16 protein-coding genes and 1 pseudogene are annotated in these 21,440 nt (G+C 72.9%); 7 read left to right on the top strand and 10 right to left on the bottom strand.

Annotated elements, in window-relative coordinates; translation table 11 throughout:
- Position 1: 1 nt before the first annotated feature.
- Positions 2–922 (bottom strand): hypothetical protein, encoded by a 921-nt coding sequence (locus WME98_RS24415; RefSeq protein ID WP_437953447.1) that lies wholly within the window; start codon positions 920–922, stop codon positions 2–4.
- Between the two features lie 360 nt (positions 923–1,282).
- Between WME98_RS24415 and WME98_RS24410 the strand changes: the two genes are divergently transcribed.
- From WME98_RS24410 to WME98_RS24385, 6 genes are all read left to right on the top strand, one after another.
- Positions 1,283–1,726, top strand: coding sequence for a hypothetical protein (locus tag WME98_RS24410; RefSeq protein WP_437335348.1), 444 nt, complete (start codon positions 1,283–1,285; stop codon positions 1,724–1,726).
- A gap of 241 nt (positions 1,727–1,967) precedes the next feature.
- Positions 1,968–2,222 carry a YdeI/OmpD-associated family protein gene (locus tag WME98_RS24405; protein ID WP_437953446.1) on the top strand — a complete coding sequence of 85 codons (255 nt, stop codon included), beginning with the start codon at positions 1,968–1,970 and terminating at the stop codon, positions 2,220–2,222.
- Position 2,223: 1 nt separating this feature from the next.
- The gene (locus WME98_RS24400; protein ID WP_437953445.1) at positions 2,224–2,811 is read left to right on the top strand and encodes a hypothetical protein; all 588 of its coding nucleotides are present in this window, start codon (positions 2,224–2,226) and stop codon (positions 2,809–2,811) included.
- 429 nt (positions 2,812–3,240) lie between these two features.
- Entirely contained in the window at positions 3,241–4,194 is a 954-nt protein-coding gene (locus tag WME98_RS24395) for an STAS domain-containing protein (protein ID WP_437953444.1), read from the top strand.
- Positions 4,195–4,341: 147 nt separating this feature from the next.
- Positions 4,342–5,430, top strand: coding sequence for a hypothetical protein (locus WME98_RS24390; protein ID WP_437953443.1), 1,089 nt, complete (start codon positions 4,342–4,344; stop codon positions 5,428–5,430).
- Positions 5,431–5,511: 81 nt separating this feature from the next.
- Complete coding sequence (locus WME98_RS24385; RefSeq protein ID WP_437953442.1) at positions 5,512–7,425, top strand: hypothetical protein; 1,914 nt, start codon at positions 5,512–5,514, stop codon at positions 7,423–7,425.
- A 45-nt stretch (positions 7,426–7,470) separates the two neighbouring features.
- On the opposite strand, the gene WME98_RS24380 is transcribed toward WME98_RS24385, so the two are convergent.
- The 9 genes and pseudogenes from WME98_RS24380 to WME98_RS24340 form a co-directional block, all read right to left on the bottom strand.
- The gene (locus WME98_RS24380; RefSeq protein WP_437953441.1) at positions 7,471–7,875 is read right to left on the bottom strand and encodes a hypothetical protein; all 405 of its coding nucleotides are present in this window, start codon (positions 7,873–7,875) and stop codon (positions 7,471–7,473) included.
- A 260-nt stretch (positions 7,876–8,135) separates the two neighbouring features.
- A complete protein-coding gene (locus tag WME98_RS24375; RefSeq protein WP_061624030.1) occupies positions 8,136–8,534 on the bottom strand; it encodes a hypothetical protein in 399 nt (132 codons plus the stop codon).
- 119 nt (positions 8,535–8,653) lie between these two features.
- Positions 8,654–9,272: pseudogene (locus tag WME98_RS24370) on the bottom strand (alcohol dehydrogenase catalytic domain-containing protein).
- Positions 9,273–9,445: 173 nt separating this feature from the next.
- Positions 9,446–10,582, bottom strand: coding sequence for a trans-sulfuration enzyme family protein (locus tag WME98_RS24365; protein WP_437953440.1), 1,137 nt, complete (start codon positions 10,580–10,582; stop codon positions 9,446–9,448).
- A 100-nt stretch (positions 10,583–10,682) separates the two neighbouring features.
- Positions 10,683–11,786 (bottom strand): metallophosphoesterase family protein, encoded by a 1,104-nt coding sequence (locus tag WME98_RS24360; RefSeq protein WP_437953439.1) that lies wholly within the window; start codon positions 11,784–11,786, stop codon positions 10,683–10,685.
- Complete coding sequence (locus WME98_RS24355; protein ID WP_437953438.1) at positions 11,783–12,970, bottom strand: hypothetical protein; 1,188 nt, start codon at positions 12,968–12,970, stop codon at positions 11,783–11,785. The genes WME98_RS24360 and WME98_RS24355 overlap by 4 nt, the downstream gene beginning before the upstream one ends.
- Before the next feature lie 337 nt (positions 12,971–13,307).
- The gene (locus tag WME98_RS24350) at positions 13,308–14,564 is read right to left on the bottom strand and encodes a carotenoid oxygenase family protein (RefSeq protein WP_437953437.1); all 1,257 of its coding nucleotides are present in this window, start codon (positions 14,562–14,564) and stop codon (positions 13,308–13,310) included.
- Positions 14,565–14,798: 234 nt separating this feature from the next.
- Entirely contained in the window at positions 14,799–18,806 is a 4,008-nt protein-coding gene (locus tag WME98_RS24345) for a serine/threonine-protein kinase (protein ID WP_437953436.1), read from the bottom strand.
- Between the two features lie 8 nt (positions 18,807–18,814).
- On the bottom strand, positions 18,815–19,705 hold the full coding sequence (locus WME98_RS24340; RefSeq protein WP_437953435.1) for a hypothetical protein: 891 nt from the start codon (positions 19,703–19,705) through the stop codon (positions 18,815–18,817).
- Positions 19,706–19,943: 238 nt separating this feature from the next.
- Here WME98_RS24340 and WME98_RS24335 point away from each other — a divergent pair, with 238 nt between their 5' ends.
- Positions 19,944–21,353, top strand: a complete 1,410-nt coding sequence (locus WME98_RS24335) for a serine/threonine protein kinase (protein ID WP_437953434.1) — start codon at positions 19,944–19,946, stop codon at positions 21,351–21,353.
- Positions 21,354–21,440: the final 87 nt, after the last annotated feature.

The raw sequence follows: 21,440 nt of genomic DNA, 5'->3' as shown, positions 1-21,440 counted from the left end.
GTCACTCCTCGCCGGCGACCGCGCCGGCATCGTCGATCAACTCGCTCTCGGGCTCGGCGCGCCGCGAGGGCTCGGGCGCGAGCGGCGCGAACTCCGCCCAGTCCGGGTGGAGCAGCCTCTCCCGATCCCGGCCCAGCACGATCGGCGCCGCCCCGCGGGATCGCAGCGTCACGCGATCGCCCGCGGCCGCGTACTCGCCGGTCGCGATCACCGCGCCGGTGCAGCCGTCCTCGATCGTGAAGCCGCCGGAGGCGTCCAGGAGGAGCGTCCGCAGCCCCGCGGCGTAGAGGCCGACCAGCTCCGCCTCCGCGCTGCCAGGCTCCTGCGCGCCGGCCGCGCTGCCGGCGGCGGCCGCGGCCGGCGCGGCGAGCGCGTCGAGGGCCTCCTGCGAGGCCGAGGGCGTGAAGGAGGCACGATCGCGCGGCGTGTCGGGCAGGGCCTCGATCACGCCCGCGGGCGGCTCGAGGAAGGAGCCGCGATCGAGCAGGTCCGGCGCGGCGAGCGTCCACAGGCCGTCGCGCCGCGCGGTGATCTCCCCATCGACGAGGGCCGCGAGCGCCGCCGCGGCCGCTTCGCTGGCGCGCACGGTCAGGCGGTCGTCGCGCGCCTCGTCGCCCACCGCGAGCCAGCGCACCTCGCCGCCTCCGCCGCGCACGTGCGCGAGCATGCCCCCGCGCAGCTCGAGCACCTCCGCGCCCCCCGGGCCGCGCAGCAGGGCCGGCTCCGCGGCGTCGAGGGCGACCGGCAGGACCGGCGCGCCGCGCCAGCCGTCGCTCTCCACGGTCCAGCGAGCGCGCGCCGCGGGATCGAGCAGCACGTACGCGGTGCCGTCCGGGGCGTCGATCGGCCGGGCACACCCGGCGGAGAGCGGCGCCGGGCCAAGAAGGGGCAGCACAAGGAAGAGACCACGACGTCCGGGCATCGGGCGGAACCTCCGGCGAGCTGAGACGCGCCACGGCATCGAAAGTTCCATCGCCCCACCAGGGCCGCGTCCCCCGGGGCGACGACCTCGCCGGGGTCGCCTCGGCCGCGGAAGGGGGAACGGCCGACCGGCGGGGCCAACGTCGCTCCGACCGCCGGAGGGCGGCTCCGCCCCTGGGTCGCTCGGGCATCGGCCCCGCGGCGGCGCTCTGCGGTGCTCTTCGATGGATGTCAGCCGCGGCTCGTGCCTCGCATAAACCCCCATCGACGAACGGTGAGGCGCCCGGGCGGCACGAGCTGACCGAGAGGCTGACCGAGCCGCGCGTCGCACGAGAGCGATACGGAGCAAGGAACAGACATCATGAAGACCATTCACAGCATCGCACTTCTGGGGACCATCTTCAGCGTTTCCGCCGTCGCCGACGCGGCGGTCCAGAACCATCACGGCGGGGTTTGCCGCGCCCAGGCCCCGGAGCACGCCAATCGGGTGTACTATCCGGCCATGGGCATCGAGGCGCTGCAAAGCGTCAACGTGGCCTGCCCGCTCGTCACCACCGGCGAGCAGATCAATGAGGTCGAAGTCAACGTCAGGGACACCACCCGGCCGGCCACCCTCTGCTCCGTGACGGCCACCAACTGGAATGGGACCGAGGTCGGCAACCTCAACTTCAGCATCGCGCCCGGAGCGCAATGGAAGTCGGTGACGGTGCCCGACTCGATGAAGGGGCCGTTCGTATCATACCTGGTCACCTGCTCGCTCCCGAAGAATCAGATCCTCACGAGCATCAACGTCAGCCTCCCGTGAGCGTCGGGGGTGCGGTCCCCGCGCACGCGCCCCGGAGGGGCCGGCCGCGCCCCGGTCGGCCGGCCCCTCGCGCGACCGCGAGCCGATGGCGTCGCCACCGGCCGACACGCGCGTCTCCGTACGCGCCGTGCGGCGGCGCACCGCCCCCACGCAGACGCGCGGGCGCCGGGCCGCCGGAGGCGCCGCTGGACCGGACGGGGCCCTTCACGTCCACGCCCGGCATCGGTATAACGATGAGGCCATGAGCGCCGATTCGTCAGGCCTGAAGCGGCCCAGGTACCCGATGCCGGATTTCGTCAAGAATGCGCTGGACGAGCGTGGCTTGATGGATGCTTACCGGCAGCGCCCCGCCTACCAGCAGAACGACTACATCGGGTGGATCGACAAGGCGAAGCGCCAGGAGACCAAGGAAAAGCGGCTTCTTCAGATGCTGGATGAGCTCGAGGCGGGCGGCGTTTACATGAACATGAAACACCCAGCCTCGGAAAAGGGGTGAGATGCTGGCCTACGTGTTCTGGCACTGGAGACAGCCACAGGCCGCCGCGAAGGACTACGAGGGCCGGCAGCGCGCCTTTCATGCGGCGCTCGCCGCAGCGCCGTCGCCAGGCTTTGTCCGGTCGTTCAGCGTCGGGCTCTCCGGGGCTCCCTGGGCGGCCGGCGGCGGCGACGTCTACGAGGACTGGTACCTCGTGCAAGATTTCGGTGCGCTCGGCGCATTGAACGAGGCCGCGGTCTCGGCCAGCCGCTCGGCGCCGCACGACGCCGCCGCCGCCGTGGCCAGCGGCGGGGCCGGGGGACTGTACCGCCTGCGGGGCGGAGCAGCGCTGCGCGCGCCCGGCTACGCCCACTGGTTCGGCAAGCCCGACGGCATGTCCTACGGTGAGCTCTTCGCCCAGCTCGCGCCGGTCCTGGACCAGGCGGGCGCCGGTCTGTGGATGCGCCAGATGGTGCTCGGGCCTGGCCGGGAGTTCTGCGTGCACGCGGGGGCCCCCGTGTCGCTGCCCGCTCCGTTCGATGCGCTCGTCCTCCCGCTCCGGCCGGCGTGGCCGGCGCTCGACGACGAGGACACCGCGCCGGCGCGCTGAGGCGCGCGCCCTCGCGACGCCTCTCCGTTGCTCCGGACGCGACCCACGACCCCTGGCAACATCGTGGCATCGCTCGGCACCATGCTCGTGCTGGCCATGGTCCCGGGCCCCGGCGACATCGCGGTGGTCGCGAGGTCCGTCGCCTCCGGATTCACGAGCGCGCTCTTCATGATCGTCGGGATCGTCGCCACGTGCTGCTCCGCGGATAGCGCAGGTCTGGCCATGCAGGCCGGTGTCGCGCGACGCACCACAGACGCGCCGACGCGGTGTCCCGCCGATTTGCCACCTCAGCCTGTACGCTGAGCTCTTGCTGCGGTATAGACTCGATATTTCGCCGGAGCGCGCCGTCACGCTTTGTAGCGCACGACACATCGAGCGCTGGTGAATCGTGGAACGAGGACCTGACATCGGTCCGCTGAGGGAGAACGAATGAACGGAGAGGTGGTTCATGGTGACGCGTCCACCTCCGACCTCGCCGCGGCGCGCCAGCAGATAGGCGCGCTGGAGAGCGCGCTGGCCGAGGCGCAGGCCGCGCTGGCAGCGGCGCGGGCGGCGCTGGACGAGGCGCGGGCGGGGTACCAGGGCCTGGTCGAGGTGCTGAACCAGTCGCCGGCATCCACCGCCATGTGGCAGGGCGACGACTTCACGTATACCTTCGTGAACCCGGCCTACTGCGCGGCCCTGCCGGGCCGCGAGTTCCTGGGCAGGCCGCTTGTCGAGGTCGCGCCGGAGGCCAAGGAGCAGGGGCTCCTCGACCTCTTCAACCATGTCTATCGCACGGGCAATCCCTTCATCGCCAGCGAGCTCCCGGTGGCGGTCCGCGACCCCACGACCGGCCGCGACGAGCAACGTTGGTTCAACGTCGTGTACGCGCCTGTTCGCGACGGGGCGGGCGCGATCGTCGGGGTGTGCCATTTCAGCGTCGAGCTGACCGAGCAGGTGCGGGCGCGTCAGGCCGCCGAGGCCAGGGCCGCGGAGCTGCGGCGGAGCGCCGAGCTCATCGCGGCGCAGCAGGAGACGATCCGCGCCCTCGGCACGCCGCTCCTGCCCCTCGCGCCCGGCGTGCTCGCCATGCCCCTCGTCGGGCCCATCGACACCCGGCGCTCCGAGCAGATCATGGAAGGGCTGCTCCACGGGGTCGCGAAGGAAGGCGCCTCCACGGTGATCCTGGACGTGACCGGCGTGGAGACGATCGACACGCAGGCGGCGAACGCGATGATCCGCGCCGCGCAGTCCGTGCGACTGCTCGGGGCCCGCGTGCTGATCACCGGGATTCAGCCGGCCATGGCCCAAGTCCTCGTGCAGCTCGGCATCGATCTGCGCGGCATCGCCACCTTCAGCACCCTGCGCTCCGGCATCGCGGCGGCCCTGGGCGCGAGGTAGCATCGCGACGCACAACCGTTCGATCTCGTTGGTTATTTTGCGTCCATCCCGCGGCGCCCGCGCGCCGGCAACCGTGGAGTCGTCGCGGCGCCGCGCCCGCCGGCGGGCGGGCCGGACGGCGTCCGCGTTCCGTGTACAATGCGCGCCATGAACCGCTTCCTCATGCTGAGCCTGCTGACTCTGGTTGTCGCGTGTGCCCCCGAGCCTCGAGAATTCACGCCGGATGGCTCCTCTGCCACGAGCGCGGGGACCTCCGGCGGGGGTGGGAGCGGCGGGGTCGACCTGCCCGGCTGCGACGAGGGTGAGGTCTCCTGCTCCGGTCTCTGCGTGGATTTGCGCTCCGATCCGGAGCACTGCGGCGCTTGCGACCATTACTGCCTCGGAGAGGCGTGCGCGCAGGGGCGCTGCGAGCCGCTCCTCCTGGCGTCGGGCGGAACCGAGCCGGTGGACATCGCGGTCGACGACACCAACGCTTACTGGGCCGATGCCGTCGCTCGCACGGTGATGATGGTGCCGGCCGGCGGCGGCAATGCCTCCGTCTTCGTCTCGGGGGATCCCCCCTTCTCTCCCCGGAGCGTCGCGGTCCACGGCGGTACGGTCTACTTCTCGGACTCCGGCACAGAGATCATCATGAAGTCGTCGATCGAGGGCGATCTCGAGATCCTCGCCGATGGGCAGACGTACCCCATGGGCATCGCGGCCGACGCCGCGAACGTCTACTGGACGAGCGCCGACCAGGGCACCGTCATGAAGGTGTCGGTCCAGGGCGGCGACGCCGTCGCGCTCGCGACAGCGCAGGAGTCGCCCCTCGGCGTCGCGGTGGACGCGACCCACGTCTACTGGGTGAACGAAGGGGGCACCGTGATGAAGGTGCCGATCGAGGGCGGCGACGTCGTCACGCTGGCAGAAGGGCAGACGAAGCCCAAGGACATCGCCGTGGACGCCGCCTTCGTCTACTGGACCAACGACGGAGGCACCGTCATGAAGGCCACGCTCGATGGTGGCGGCCCCTTCGCGCTCGCGGACGGGCAGCGCAACCCGCGGAAGCTCGCGATCGACGCCGAGAGCGTCTACTGGACGAACGATGACGGGACCGTGAAGAAGGTGCCTGTCGGAGGCGGCGACATCACGACGCTCGCGACAGGGCAAGATCATCCGCTCGGCATCGCGGTGGACGCCACGAGCGTCTACTGGACGAACAGCGCCGCCGGCACGGTGATGAAGCTCCCGAAATGAGCCCTCGCGGGCCGTCAGGCGCCTGCTCTTGCCGAGGCCGCTTGCCATGCGGGCCGTTCGGGCGCGACGATCCGGGTCTCCATGAAGCGAGCCGCCCTCCTGCTGCCGATCGCCCTCGTCGCCGCGTGCGCCGGCGCTCCGGCTCCCCAGCACGGCCCCGTCGCGCCGCTGCCTCCGGCGCCGCCCCCGGCGCGCGCCGCGCCCGCCCTCGCGGCGGCGCAGCCCGCGACCGCGCCGGAGGGGCTCTCCTCCGTGCTGCGGATCGCCGACCCGCAGCGGACCTGGAGCCACCTCACGCGGTTTCTGGCGAGCACGCCGCTCGGCCCGCTCCTGTGGAGCGCGGGCACGATGAGGCCCGAGATGCTGCTCGAGCACGCGCTGGGTCCCGCGCTCGCCGAGGTGGTCGATCTGGACAGGCCGATCGACGTCGCCTGGTTCGGCATCACGGAGACGGAGTCGCGCGTCGTGGTCTCCCTGCCGGTCGCGGAGCAGGAGGTGCCGCGGCTGCACGAGCGCTTCGTGCTCAAGGAGCACCGGGGCATGCTGCGCGTCGAGCGCGCGCGCGACGCCGACCCCGACGAGGAGACGCCGCCCCACCTCTGCGCCTTCGAGCCCGGCGCGCGCAGGGGCAGCGCGCGCCTGCTCTGCGCCCAGGACGCGAAGGACATCGACGCGGCCGCGCGTTACCTCGTGGAGGTCGTCGGCCCGCAGCCGGTCGACGCCGACGCGCGGATCGAGGTGCTGGAGTGGGCGATCCGCGAGGTGATGAAGAGCGAGGACGGCGCCGATGACGACGGCCACACGGGGGCGCTGGGCCGGGAGCTCGGCGACGCGCTCATGCGCGACCTCGAGAGCATGAGCATGGACCTCCGGTGGGGCCACGCGGAGGTCGACGTCGGCGTCAGCCTGCGCTTCGCGAGCCGGCGCTCGCCGCTCACGCTGGCCCTCGCGCCGGCCGTGGCGCCGGACGCCGCCCCCCCGCCGGCCTTCCTGCGCCTGCCGAGCGACACGGCCGTCGCGTTCTACACCCAGGGCGCGTCGCGCGCGGAGCTCACCCCGCTGCGCGAGGCCCTCTTCCGGGCGGTGCGCGACGACTCGGTGGACGACGGCTACGACGCGGCGGTGCTCGATCGGCTGCTCCAGCGCTTCGACACGATGGTGCTCACGGGAGGCTCCTTGGTGATGGGCGCGGGCGGAGATCGCGCGGCGGCGGAGCGGGCGCTCGCGGCTTACCGGAGCGGCAAGGGCGCGGCGCGCTCGCAGAAGGCCGCGCGCCGCGCGCTGCACCCGTGGATCCTGGTCGCGGTCGAGGAGCCGGCCCAGACCTGGATCCCGGGGGTGAAGGAGCTGCTGCTGCTCAGCGAGGAGCTGGACAAGCTCAAGGCGAGCGCGAAGGCAGCGGGGGGCGCAGGCGCGCCGGGCGCCGCGGGCGCGCCGGAGGCCCGCGCGAGCAAGGACGAGGACAACGAGCGCACCACGTCCGTGATCGTCCGAGCGCCCGCCACGCTGCCCGCGGGGACGCTGCACGTCGAGCTGCGCTCTACGCCGCTCACGAAGGGCGCCCCGCCCGCGAACGCCCCGCGCACGACGCACCTCTACGTCGTGCCCGCCGGCCAGCGGACGTGGTTCGGGATCGGCGATGAGGACGCCGCCGTGGTGGCCCGGCTGCGCGCCGCGACCGACCCGGGGCGCGACGAGCGCACGCTCGGCGCGGCGCCGGGCCTGGAGGCGCTGCGACAGCCCGGGGCGCTGGCCGGCGGGCTCTTCTCGCTGGCGGGCCTCACGTTGCTGGGGGCGACCGGCGACACGAAGGAGGCGCTGGATGAAGCCGCCGAGCAGCTCGCCGGGCTCGCGACGCTGCCGGCGCGCGGCGAGGTCGCGATCCCGGTCGCGGTCACCTCCGAGGTGCTCGGCTCCGGCGCGGCCCGCGTCACCGCCCGCGTGCGGCTGCCCATGACCGCGATCCAGGACGCGATCGCGCTCGGCTCGCGCTGACGCCAGGCCGCCTCGGGCGAAGCCCGCGCAGCGCTCGCCGCGGGCTCACATCGACACGTTGATCGTCGGCGTCTGGTCGGTCGTCCAGCCGTCGGGGCTTGGGAAGTAGGTCGTCTCCTCGTCGCCGCCCCGGGTCGTGTGGATCTGGTACCGGCGATTCGCTCCGCAGTTGAAGAGCGCCCCATAGACGATCGATTTCGTCTCACCGGGGTCGACCTGCTCGGACGAGCTCTTCGCGAGCTTGTCCCACGTGCCGCCTCTCGCCTTCACCTTGCTCTCGTCCCAGTCGACCGCGAACGGCTGGCTGCCGGAGTTGTGCACGCGCACCGTGATCTGGCACCCGGCCACGGCGTCTTTCGGCACGCTCGCGGCGACCGCGGCGGCGATGGGCAACACGGCGGCGGCGGCGATCAAGGTCCGGCGGATGAGCACACGTCGATCGAGCTTCATGGTGAGTCCTCCTCTGGTTGCGGCCGTCGATTCACCGCGACGGCGCGCTCGCGGGGGCAGGCTCAGCAACCGGCAGGCCAGGCGAGAGATCGCGCCGATCCCCGGAGATCGAGCCGTCTCGCGGCCGCGCGCCGCCTGCCGCGGAGGCGCCGAGACGCCCGCGCTCCGCACGGCCGGCTCGCCGATGCGCCCTCTCCGCGGATCTCTGCGGGTGACACACTGTCACAGGGGTGTCCGGTGACACCCTGTGACAGGAGACGCTACGCCCGCTTCGGCGGGATCGGGTACATCGCGGCGAGGTCGTCGTTCCGCCGGAACCCGAGCGCCTCCCGGTGCACGCGCAGCTCCCAGAGCGCCTGCGCGGCCACCTCCCGCTGCCGGTTGTAGGCCGCGATCATCGCCGCCCGCTCCCGCGCGTCGGCGCCCTGGCCGCGGGCGAGCTCATCGAGCGCCTTGCCCTGCAGCTCGAGCTCGAGCAGCGCGACGTTGATCTTGTCCTCGGACCTCCCGAGCGCCGAGGCCATCTCCCTGAGGATCTCGCCGGCGAGATCCGACGGGGCGGCCGCGGGCAGGCGCTGCCGGAGGCGGTCGAGGTACGGGCTCTTGTGCCCCTGGTCCTTGAGCTGATCGACGAGCTTCTTCCACGCGGGCTCGGACATGCCCCTTCAGCGTAGCAGCGCCCCGGGATCGCACCGCCTCGCCGCGGGCGCGCGGCGCCGCCGGGGCCGGCCGAGCTCGCCCGCGCCGTCGGCCGCGCGCGGCCCGGCGCGCCGCGCGGTCAGCCCCACCCCTCCAGCACGACCTTCCCCACGGTCTGCCCCGACTCCAGGCGCGCGTGCGCGGCGCGCAGGTTCGCCGCGTCGATCCGGCCGAGGTGCTCGCGGCGCGTCGAGCGGAGGCGCCCCGCGTCCACCCACGCCGCCACGCGCGTGAGGATCTCCCGCTGCGCGACCATGTCCGGGGTGCCGTGGAGCGACCGCGTGAACATCAGCTCCCACGAGAAGCTCGCGCTCTTCGACATCAAGCGCCGCCGCGTCGGCGAACCCGAGCGTCCGCGGCATCGGCCCGGCGATGCGCTCGTCGACGAGGTGCACCTCGGCGTTGCTGCCGGGCCGCGCGATGCTCCCCGCGTAGTACACGCGGTCCCCCGGGCGGAAGGCGGTGACCTCCGCGCCGACCGCCTCGACGACGCCGGCGGCGTCCCAACCGAGCACGCGCGGCGCGTCCTCGACCCGGGGCTTCGGCGAGCGGACCTTCACGTCGACCGGGTTCACGGCGACCGCGCGCACCCGCACGCGCAGGTCGCGCGGCCCCGGCTCCGGCTCCGGAAGCTCGACGTCGAGCAGGCTCTCGGGGTGATCGATCGGGAGGTAACGGTGGAGTCCTACGGCGCGCATGGCTTCTCCTCGCGGGGACCGGCAGAGGTCCCCGTCACGCATCGCAAGGTGCACCCGGCGGCCGCAGCGCACAATCGGCCCGCGGAGACGAAGATCTGTGAATGCAGTTCATCAATGACGCCGACGCGACGGCCGAGCTCACCCCGCGGCCGTCGCCGCGCCGTCGGCGGCCGTCAGCGCGCCCGGAGCGCCTCGTCGAGATCGGTCCAGAGGTCGTCGAGCGACTCGAGGCCGATCGAGAGCCGGAGCAGGTTCGGGGGCGCCAGCGTCCGCGGGCCCTCCACGGTCGCCCGGTGCTCGATCAGGCTCTCGACGCCGCCGAGGGAGGTCGCGCGGAGAAAGACCTTCACGCGGCCGGCGACGCGGAGCGCGTCCTCGGCGCCGCCGCGCACGAGGATGGAGAGCATCGACCCGAACCCGCCCTGCATCTGCCGCGCTGCCGCCGCGTGACCGGGGTGGGACTCGAGCCCCGGGTACAGCACCCGCTCGACGCCGGCGTGGGCCGCGAGGCGGCGGGCGAGCTCCAAGGCGGTGGCGCTCGCCCGGCCGACGCGCACGAAGAGCGTCCGCATGCCCCGCAGGAGGAGCCACGCCTCGAACGGGCCGGGGACCGCGCCCTGCACGTGGCGGAGGTGGCGGATGCGCTGCCACGCCTCGTCGTCGCGCGCGGCCACGAGCGCGCCCGCGAGGACGTCGCTGTGGCCGTTGAGCGCCTTGGTGGCGGCGTGCATCACGAGGTCGGCGCCAAGGTCGAGCGGCTGCGTGTGGACGGGCGTGGCGACGGTCGAGTCGACGGCGAGCCGCGCGCCGCGCGCGCGGGCGATCTCGGCCGCGGCCGCGATGTCGACGACGTCCCAGGTGGGGTTCGCGGGCGTCTCGATCCAGACGAGGGAGGTCGGGCCGCGCTGGACGGCCGCGCGGAGCGCGTCGAGGTCGGTCGCGTCGACGAGCTCGAGATCGACGTTCCACGTCGCGCACCACTCGGTCATCCAGAGGCGGAGGCCGTGGTACATCGCGCGCGAGGCGACGAGGCGCGCGCCGGGCCGCACGAGCGCCTGCACGGCCGTGGTCGCGGCGGCCATACCCGACGCGAACAGGCGCGCGTCGGCGCCGCGCTCGAGGGCGGCGAGCAGCGCCTCGGGCGCGCGGTACGTCGGGTTGTCGTCGCGCGTGTACTCGTGGGCGGCGGGCAGGCGATAGCCCTCGTCGCGCGCGTACGTCGTGCTCGCGTGGAGCGGCGGCACGACCGCGCCGGTGGCGTCGTCGATGAAGTGGCGCGCCTGCGCGGCGAGCGTCTCGGGAGAGGTCATGGGGCCGAGGATAGCGCGGGCGCCGGCGCTCGCGCCCGCGCCGGTCGATGGCCTCGCGGCGCATCGACGCGGCGGGCCATGGACTGCGAGGCGATCCGACTCAGTCCACGCGCACGACCGCGACCTGCGCGACCTTCCCGGGAGGCTCGACGTCCACCGTGAGGAAGTGTCGCCCGATGCCGTCGAGCCGCTCGGGGATCGCGCCGCCGCCGCCCGAGATGTACGCCGGGATCCCCGCGTTCTCGAACGCATAGAACGAGTGGATGTGGCCGTAGAACGTGAGATCCACGCGCCCGTCCGCGAGCATCGTGAGCAGCTTGTTCGCCTCGGCGCGGCTCGCGAACGCGCCGTTGCGCGAGCCCACCGGGTCGAGGGGCGCGAGGTGCATCGTGACCACGTGCAAGCGCTCCCGCCCCTCGGCGAGCCAGCCGTCGAGCCACCCGTACGCGAGCGGATCGATCGTCGCGCTCGCCGAGTCGAGCATCGTGAACTGCACGCCCCGGAACGCGAAGCTGAAGTTCCCCCGGCCGAACCACTCGTGATACAGGTCGTCCCGCGTGCCGAGCTCGTGGTTGCCGAGCGTCGCATAGCACGGGAAACGCAGCGTCTTCATCTCGCGCTGGAACCGCTCGAGCTGCTCGGGCGAGCCGCGCGAGGTGAGATCGCCGCTGATGAGCGCGAAGCGGACCCCCTCCGCCTCGTTCATCTTCGCGTAGATGTCCTGAACGCTGTCGATCTTCTCCTGGACGTCGGCGAACACCGCGAACCGCCACGGCTCGAGCCGCGCCTCGTCCGGCGGGCGCAGCGAGAGCGCCGCCTCGGCGCCGGGCGGCAGGGAGAGGCGGAAGGTACGCTGGGTCGGATGCGGCGCCTCGACGAGCTCCACGGGCACGCGCTCGTCGCCGACGCGGGCCGAGAGCTCGGCGTCGGCGAGCATGTTCTCGATCGTGATCGTCCACGGCCCGCCCGCCTCGTCGGTAAGGCGCACCGAGAGCGCGGGCGCGCTCGCCCAGAGCGAGAGCGCGCCCGGCTCGAGGCGGCGGATCGCCGCGAGCCCCTCGTCCACGGCGACGCGCGCCTGGCCCCGCGAGGCCTTCCCCACCTCCAGGTCGCGGCGCGCGCGGCCCTCGGCGACGTCGAGGCAAGAGAGGGTGAGCGGCGCGGTGAGGGCGAGCAGCGCGAGGAGAGCGTGTCTCGGGATCATGGCGAGTCTCCAGGGCGGAAGAGCAGCGACAGGCGCCCGACGTACGCGGAGCCGGCCTCCACGTCGGCGAGCAGGCCCCAGCGCGGCGAGGCGTAGAGCCGGCCCTCGAGGCCGAGGTGGCCCGGGACGCCGCTGCCGAGGCCGGGGATCTTCGCGCCGCCGGCATACCCGTCGTGCCGGTGGTCGTAAACCACCTTGGCCTCGCCGCGCGGATATCCGGCGTGCCCGAGGTACATGCCGAAGGCGAAATGGGGAATCAAGAGCTCGTTCCCCTCGAGCGGGCGGCGGCCGTAGCGGTAGCCCTCGACCGCGATCCCCCACCCCATCTCCGCGAACGAGCCCCGGAGCGTGCGCCCGATGTGGGCGAGGTCGAGCCGGCCCTGGAGGGTGACCTCGCCGGTGGTGATCGAGAAGTCGTCGGAGGTGTAGCGATGATGGGTGATCGCGCCCTCGAGCTCGAGGAACGAGCCGTCGGCCGCGCGCGGGCTTTCCGGCGTGCGGGGGCCGAGGAAGCGGTACGCGGCCTCGGCGCGGAGGCGGGCGTTGTCGTCGTTCAGGGAAAACCAGCCTGAGCCCGAGAGGCGGAGCGAGCTCAGGCGCAGATCCATGCCCGACACGAGGAACGTGCGGTAGGCGAACGTGGGGTCGTACACGTAGGCTACGCCGAGCTGCGTCTCGACCCAGGGCAGCGACCGAGGAGGGCTGCCGGTGCCGCCCTCCGGGGCGAGCACGCCATAGAGGTCCGCGAGGAGGGAGATCCCGAACAGGCCTGCGCCCGTCACGGTGGTGAGCACGATGGGGGCGATGACGCGCCGCGAGGCCCCGGAGACCGCCGCGCCCGCGAGGCCGCCCACGGCGAGCCCGGCCCCTGCGCCCTCGAGCCCCAGGAGGATCCAGCCCGTGCGCGCCTCGCCCAGGAGGAAGTGCCCGGTGCCGTGCGCGACGACCCCGGGGACCACCGCGCCGGCCGCGGCGAGGGCGCGCCGCCCGGTGGAGACGTGTTCCCTCGCCGGCGCGGCGGCCGCGGGCGCTCCGCTCGGCGCGGCGGCCGCAGGCGCTCCGCTCGGCGCGGGCACGGCCGGGGAGCCCGGCGCGCCCTTGCCCTCCCCGGCCTGGGTCGGCGCGGCGACGAGGAGGAGCAACAGGGCGAGGAGGTGGCCTGTCGTACGCGGGGTCCTCAGCATCGAGCTTTGCGCGGCGGAGGCCTACCGTGGCACGGTCGCTCGGACTTTGCACGCATCGACAGCACCCCGGCCACGACGTCGCTCCTCGGCCAGGGTCGACCGCGTGTCCTCAGGACGACGAGCACATCGGGCTGCTCGCGCCCGCGGAGCGGACGGCGCGGCATCAGCGACTCTTCGACCAGCACGACGCGCAGCGCCCGTATCGCATACGAGCCCTGCGTGCGCGGTTATAGATTCAAGTTGACAACCACGTCGTCCGCGCCTCCGGCGGACCGCTCAGAGCGCCGGTGAGACCGGCGGCGCCGGGGCGAGGCGCGCGACCTAACTCGGGACCGGCTCAGCCGAGATCCGGGAACCAGCTCCCGTGGATCCCGAAGGGAACGCGCCTGGGCAGCGCGATGGTGGCGAGCGCGGGCGCCGCGAAGTCGGCCGCATCGAGCACGACGAGGTCGCTCGCGTTCCGTCTGCGATCGTAGACATAGCCGATGGCATAGCCGTCGTCCTCGTCGGAGCCGGGCGTCCTGGGGACGAAGACGCACTCGCCGGGGAAGCGATCGGGCCCGAAGTCATGGACCGTGGAGCGGCCGGTGGCGACATCGTACTTGCGGAGCGCGGTATGGGTCGGAATGCCGTTCACCAGGTTGCGGAGCTCGAGGGCGTACACGTACCGGTGCGCCGCCCCCGTGCGGCGGTCGTCGATGCGCGGGAACTCGGCGTGCAGCGCGTCGAGCGCGCCCTCATGGACGACGCCCTCCTCGAGATCCACGGTGTAGCGATGGAGCCGTGAGGGCGCGTCCAGCGTCGAGGCGCGCATGACGTCGAGCACGATCGTCCCGCCTTCCTCGTAGGCGTTGGCGGTGTGAACGACGCTGCAAGGCGCGATCGGGAACCAGCGCACCTGGTCGCCCCGGCCGTCGCGCGGCAGCACGCCGATGCGCGCGCCGTAGTCGTCGCTCCACTGGATCGGCACGGGAGTACGCCAGCCATGGAACAGCACGGGGAGATCGAGGAAGACCGCGTAACGTCGCGTGATCGCGAAGTCGTGCATGTAGGTGGGGCTCCCGACCTCGATCGGCTCCGATTGCACCAGCTCACCCGACGCATTCGCGCGGTAGTACGTGACGAACGGCGCCTGCAGGCCGTAGGCGAAGAACAGCAGCTCTCCGGTCGAGGGGCAGATCTTCGGATGCGCGGTCATGCCGCGGGTCAGGCCGCCCGCGAAGTCGAACGCGCCGACGGTCGCGAGCTCGCGGGTGACGACGACCGGAGGCGCCGTCTCGACCAGGGCCAGCAGCCTTCCCGCGTGACGGACGATGTTCGTGTTCGACGTCGTGGGCGCGTCGATCCAGCGGTTCCGGTACCAGCGGGCCCGACCGCCCTCGATGCGAACCCCGTGCAACATGCCCTGGCCGAGAAACCAGGTGGGCGAGGGGCCGTTCCTCGGGTTGGGCCCATTGCGGACGTAGGTGCCCGCCAGCTCCGGCGGCAGGGTCCCCGTCACGTCGAGGTCGTGAACGGCGATCTCGTCGGGCACCGGGGCGAAGTTGCCGGTCAGGTGAAAGGGCAGGGTCTCGGGCGAACTGGGTCCAGTCATGCGCTCTCCTCGTCGTGGCCGTACCCGCTCCCCTCGGCCGGAGGACATCGCAATGGGACACCCGCGTTCGTCGCGCGTGCAGGGTGAAGGCTTCTTCTCGGCGGGATGGGCGCCCCTGCGCACCCGCGGACCACGGTAGCAGCCGCGAGGCGGGGCGCAACCGGCGCTCGACGAGTCCCACGCACCAGGAGCCCGCGGCGGGAGATCTCTGGGGGGATATCTGAACGCGCGGAACTAGGCCCCTCGCTGCCGCTCGAGCCGCTCCCGCATCACGTTCGGGATCCTCCCCGCCGCCTCGATCGCCCTCTCGAGCGCCGCCTTCGCGTCCTCGTGGCGGCCGCGCCGAGCGAGAGCGCGCGCCCGCGCCTCGATCACCTCGATCTGCTCCTGCCCCACCGAGTGGCGGGCCGACCGCTCCTCGAGCTCGTCCCACGCCTCGTCGCTCGCGTCCCGCGTCGCCAGGTCGATCATCGACCAGAGCACCTCTTCCGCGGGCGCCATCGCCGCATCCTCGCGCCCCGCCGCCGCGGCCTTCGCCTGCTGCGCCCGGATCGCCTCGATGATCTCGCGCGCCCTGCTCTCTTCGCCGCGATGGAGGAGCAGCCTCGCCAGGAGGAGATGCACCACCGGCCGCGCCTCCTCCCCGCGCAGCTGGCGCTCCAGCGACACGACCCGCTCCACGTGCGGCATGGCCGCGTCCAGGTCGCCCATCAGGTAGAGGTACTCGCCCAGGTTGAACTCCCCCACGACCTCCATGGTGCCGAGCCCCAGCTCGCGCGAGATGGAGAGAGAACGGCACAGGTCCAGGACCATCCCCTCGTTGTCCCCGAGGCACGCGCGGAGCATCGCCCGGTTGTTGATCGCGGGCCCGAGGTGCAGGAGATCGCCGCGCTCCTCGCACATGTGGATCGCCCGATCTAGCACCGCGCGTGCCTCGTCCAGCTTGCCCAGCCCCGGGTAGATGAAGCCCAGCAGGAGCAGCGACACCACCAGCGTCTCGTAGCCGTCGTCGCCCAGCCCTTCGGCCTGCGCCGCCGCGCGCTCGAACTGCTGCGCCGACTCCTCCTCCCGGCTGTCGCGGTGGAGCGAGCGCGCCACCGCCATCGACAGGCGCGCCGCGAGCGCCGGCGGCAACTCGCCCGGAGCGAGCGCCCCCGCCTCCTCCACCCGCTGCTTCGACCGCCCGTAGTCATCCATCCAGTCGAGCGCCGTGGCCTCGTCGAGCAGGATCTCGACCTGCTCGGTCACGTCGCCCTCCTCGACCGCCATCGCGCGCGCGCGATCGAGATCCCCGAGCGCGTCGTGGTAGCGGCCCAGCCGGTAGCGCATGAGCCCGCGGCCCCGGTACGCCGCCCTCCGCCGCGCCCCGCGCTCCGGGGCCGGCTGCGCGAGCGCCCGGCTGTAGTAGAGCTCCGCCTCCACGTAGGCGTGGCGCGCCCGCGCCCGCTCGGCGAGCTCCAGGTAGACCTCCTCCGCGACCGTGGCGAGCCCCGCCTCGGCCGCGTGGTGCGCGATCTTGTGCCGCCGCTGGTCCCGGCCCTCGTGCGCCGCCTCGCGGTGGTGCTCGTACGCGGCCAGGTGGATCCGCCGCCGCTCGGCCTCGGCGACGTCCTGCGCGACGGCCTCCCGCACCATCGCGTGCCGGAAGCGTAGCCGGCCCTTCCGCTCGTCGACCAGCACGCCCGCCCTCAGCAGCCGCTCGGTCCCGACGCGCGCGTCGAGCGGGAACGCCGCGCCGTCGCCGCGGAGATCCAGCTGGCGCAGCACGCCCGCGATCTCGTCGATCGACACGTCGGCGCCCAGCAGCGAGACGAGCCGCGCGTGCGACCCGAGCGCCGGCCCGAGCGCCTCGATCTCCGCCTGCGCCAGCGGATCGAGCTCCGGCAAGGCAGGCAGGCTGTCGAGCTCGTCCGTCGCCAGGTACCACGCGTCGCCCCGCCGGTGCCGGCGCAGGATCCCCTCGCGCTTGAGCCCGTGCACGAGCTCCACGAGGATCAGCGGCACCCGCTGGGAGCGCTCGAGCAGGCGATCGATCGCCGGCTCCGGCACGTCCCGCGCGGGCAGGAGCAGCCGCCGGCACAGCGCCCGCGCGCTCTCGTCGTCCAGCGGCTCGAGCCGCAGCGCCTCGCGCCGGGCGGCGCGCTCGCCCCAGGAAGGGTTCGCCTCGGCGAACGCCGGGCGCCCCATCGCGCAGATCCACAGCGGCGTGGCCTCGTCCGCGAGCGCCGCGTACTCGAGCGCCGCGAGCGTCGCGTCGCGGGCGTAGTGCGCGTCGTCGAGGACGACGAGCACGGGCGCCGCGGCCGCGCTCCGGCGCAGGCACTCGCCCGCGGCCCGCACGCGCGCCGAGTGCAGCGCGCCGGGCGCGGCCCGGAGCGCCTCGAGCTCCGGGAAGATCTCGACGCCCGTCTGCTCGTCCACCCACCCGAGCGCCATCGCGAGCCCGGAGCAAAGCTCCTCGCCGACCGCGGGGCCGAGCCGCTCGGCGAGCGCCGCGCGGACGCCGCTCTCCGGGGGCTCCTCGGGCACGCCGAGCGCCTCGCGCACGAGCTCGTGCAGCGTCGTGTCCGAGGCGGCGCTCGTCGGCTCGTGCCCCCGGAGATCGATGATGTGGGCGTGCGGCAGGCGCTCCCGGAGCCGCCTGACGAGCTCGGCGAAGAGGCTGCTCTTGCCGTGGCCGGGCCCGCCCGTCAGGGAGACGACCGTGGGCTGCCGCAGGCGGAGCGCCTCCTCGGCACTCTGCAGCAGCTGATCGAGGATGTCGCGGCGGCCGACGAACGCGTCGGGCCGCGTCGCCTCCCGCGACTGGTCCTCGATGCCCGGCGGCAGCTCGTCGGCCGCCGGGGCGTGCGGCGCCTCCGGGAGCGCGGCCGACGCCTCGGGCGTGAGGAAGGGCCCGGTCGGCCCTGAGGCGGCTGGCCACCGCTCGGCGCGCGAGAAGAGCGGGCTCAGGAGACGCCGCGTCCCGTCCGCGCGCCCCTGGATGGACACCGGCGCGAGATCGATGAGCACCCGCGCGCACACCCCGCGCCGCAGCAGCTCGTCGGCCGCGCGCCGCGCGCGGCGGGCAGGGCTGGCCGCGCCCTCCTGGGCGAAGACGCCCACGTAACGCGCGCCCGAGGCGTGCGCGAGCTCGCCCCCGAGCGCCCGGAGCCGGCGCTGCACGGCGACGCGATCGGACGCGCTCTCGAAGAACAGGAGCCCCATCACGCGGCGCTCGATGCCGGCCACGGAGCGCGGCGCCTCGCGCTCGCCCGCCGTGCGCTCGTCCCGGAGCGCGCGCTCCAGCGCGGCGCGGAGCTCGGTCGCGCTCGCGAACCGCTCGCTCCGTTCCTTGGCCAGGCAGCGGTGCACCACCTCCTCGACCGCCCGCGGCACGGCCGCGCTGGCCGACAGGCGCGGCGGCCTGCGGCTCCGGTGGTCCTCCAGCACCGCCGCGCGCGGCCCCCAGAACGGGGGCCGGCCCGCGAAGAGCTCGTAGAGGATGACGCCCATCGCGTAGATGTCGGCGCGCGCGTCGAGATCGGCCCACCCGGCGGACTGCTCCGGCGCCATGTACTCGGCCGTGCCGACGGCCAGGTCCTCGTCCTGCCCGTCGTAGCGCCGCCCCACGACGCGGGCGATGCCGAAGTCGATGAGGGTCGCCTTGTGCTGATCGACGAGGATGTTCTCGGGCTTGAGGTCGCAGTGCACGTAGCCGCGGGCGTGCACGGCCTCGAGGGTCGCGAGGGTCGCGAGCCCGAGCCGGGCGGCCTCCTCGAGCTGCAGCGCGGGGCGCGCCGCGAGCCGGGCGGCGAGCGTGGGCGCGGCGATGTGCTCGATCACCGCGTAGGGCGAGCCGTCGTCCAGCACGCCCCACGCGTGCACGGCGGGCACGTGGGGGGCGCCGATCGACGAGAGCGCGTCGACCTCACCCCGGAGGCGCTGGGCCGCGCCGCGCCGGTCCGCGCGCGCGAGCTTGATGGCCACGCGCGCCCCGCCGCCCTCGGGCTCGGCCTCGACGACGAGGCCGAAGCCGCCCTGCCCCAGCGTCCTCCGGGTCCAGAAGCCCGGGAAGCGAGGCAAGGAGACGGGGACGATCTCCGTGATGTCCGGCGGGATCGACGACTGGCCGGACGGCGGCCGAGCGGACTGCGTGCACTCGGGGCACGCGCCCTGGCTCCGCCGCCCGCAGGCCGGACAGCGCCCCGCTTCACGGGCCGCGCGTTCCGGCTCCTCGCCTCGCAGGGCTTCCGAGCGCATTCACGCTCCTAGGGGGCGGGCGGCAAGAACGTGGTGATCACCTCGTCCATGCGCTCCCACGGCGAGACCGAAGGATTCCTGAGACACCCCCTGTAGAAGCCGTTCACCGTGTCCGTCCCGTTGCAGATGGTATCGCAGGAGCCCACGATCGTCATCGGACCACACTGCTGAACGGTCGTGGCCCCGGTCCCCGGGTCGACGCTGAGGTGGCCGGCCGCACAGTCGCGCTGCAGCTGGCGCGCGCGCGTGACGCCTGCTGGTGAGTAGCAGGCCCGCAGAAAGGGCGCCTCCACCGTGCCGAACATGTTGCCCCAGAACGCGCCCTCTCTCACCGGATAGGCCGTACGCTCCGCGGCGGACGAGGACATCTCGTTGTTGCGCAGGGAGATCCTCACCGAGACGCCGTACCAGTTTATCCGCGCGGCGAGGCAGGCCGTGATCTGACGCTGAACGTATGTGTTGGGACCGATGGGGGTGGTCGCCCACCAGTGCGCGTACCCGAGCTCGCCGCGGTAGACCTCCGGGTGGGAGACCCCGCCGCTGTCGATCCATGAGAACGAGAACGTCTGGTCGGCGCGCAGCGCACAGCTCACGATGTAGCGCAGGAGGTCCCGCGCCATGGCGCCGTTCGTTCCCGGGTCCCGGATGGCCGACAGCGAGTTCTGGCTCAGCGCGTTCTGGCTCAGCGCGTTCTGGCTCAGCGCGTTCAATGTCAGCGAGTTCTGGCTCAGCGCGTTCTGGCTCAGCGCGTTGATGAGGTAGCCGTTGTCGCCCTCGAGCGCGCCCTCCGCCTCCTCGAGCAGCGCTTCCGGGTCGGAGTCGAGCTCAGCACCGATGCAGGCAGTGGTAACCAGAGGTACGACGAACAATGCAGCGAGACGCGCGCAGGAAAGTTCCATGATCGTCTCCCCCTTTCATCTCAGGGTTTTCGAAGCGAGGTCGAGCTATGGGAAAGTTTAAGTTACCATTTGGAAACGCCCCTGTATATGGCTTCGTAAAAGTTAATAAAAAACGTGTCGCTCGATCAAAAATATATCGTTTGGTTGAACGAACACGAACGAGCGCCGCGTCGGCGGCTGGGAGCACGCAACGCACGCGCAGGTGGTAAGATATCGACGCACCACGCGAAGAGGCGACATGACGGACGAAGATGACGAAACCAGGACGTTGTTGTATGCTGAAAGGCTTATCGCGCACAGCGAGCTCCCGCCAGGCACGATGGCCGGCGAGTACATCCTCGAGGAGTTCATCGCCAAGGGCGGCTGCGGGGCCGTGTTTTCGGCGCGGCACCTCCACACGGGGAAGCGGGCCGCTGTCAAGGTGCTGAACGAGGCAGTGGCCCACTCCACCCGCGTGCTCGACCGGTTCGCGCGCGAGATCGAGGCCCTGCGCAGGATTTCCCACCCGAACATCGTCGAGATCTACGAGGTCGGCGAGATCGACGATCACCGGCCCTTCTACGCGATGGAGCACCTCGAGGGCCAGACGCTCGACGCGCTCATCAAGGCCGAGAAGCGGCTCGGGCTCCGCGACGTGCTGGAGCTGATGGAGCCGGTATGCGCCGCGCTCGGGGCGGCGCACGCTGCAGGGATCATCCACCGGGATGTCAAGGCGAGCAACATCTTCATCTGCTCGGGCCAGCCGCGCACCGTGAAGCTGCTCGACTTCGGCATCGCCAAGATGATGGCCCCCGAGGAGAGCTCGACCTGGCTCACCACCGCCGGACGTATGCCCGGGACGCCATCGATCATGGCGCCTGAGCAGATCCTGGGCGGCCCCATCGATGCGCGGGTCGATATCTATGCGCTCGGGGTACTTCTCCATCGCATGCTGGTAGGTAGATTACCATTCCACACAACCGACACGGACGAGATGGTGCGAAAGCACCTGGAGGAGACGCCGCTGCCCCCGAGCGTGCGGGTTCCGCTGCCTCTCGAGCTCGACGCGGTGGTGCTGCGGTGCATGGAGAAGATGCGTGAGCGGCGTTACAGCTCGGTCGAAGAGCTGATGAGCGCGCTCCGGGACGCCATCGGCGGGCCGGCATCGGTCTCGCCGGGCGGCCCTGATCCGACGCACGCGGCGGTGGCGGTTTACCTGGAGGTGCGGACGCGCGGCGGCGCCGACGAACTCGACGATGCGCTGGCCGCCGATATCGGGCAGGTGCTCGACCTCGCGGAGGCGCGGCTCTCGCGCGCGGGCTTCATCCTGGCGTCGCTCACCAGCAACGAGGTGCTCGGCGTGCGCCTCCTCCCGGCCACCGCGGCCGAGGAGCGGCGGGCGCGGCGGATGGCGCTCGACGCCGCCGCGTCGCTCCACGAGGCGCTGGCGCAGCGCCCCGACGCGGACCCGCGCGTGCACGTCAACGTGTGCGTCCACGCGGACGAGGTGCAGGCGCGCCCCGGGCCGCCGCCCGAGATCACGGGGGGCGCGCTGATGAACGCTGGTCAGTGGGCGCCGGCGGACGAGGTGAACGGCGTGTTCGCGACGCCGAGCGCGACCGCGGGCATGACGAGCAACGACCCGGCGGAGCCCACGCCCGTACGATGACCGCGCGATGACCGGCGATGACCCGCGATGACCGCGCCGCGCTTGCGTCCCCGTCCCGGTCCTCTGTACCTCTCGATCCGAGGAGGA

The sequence above is a fragment of the Sorangium sp. So ce296 genome (genome assembly GCF_051529605.1).
Taxonomy (GTDB): domain Bacteria; phylum Myxococcota_A; class Polyangia; order Polyangiales; family Polyangiaceae; genus Sorangium; species Sorangium cellulosum_D.
This window is presented reverse-complemented; position numbering and strand designations above follow the sequence as displayed.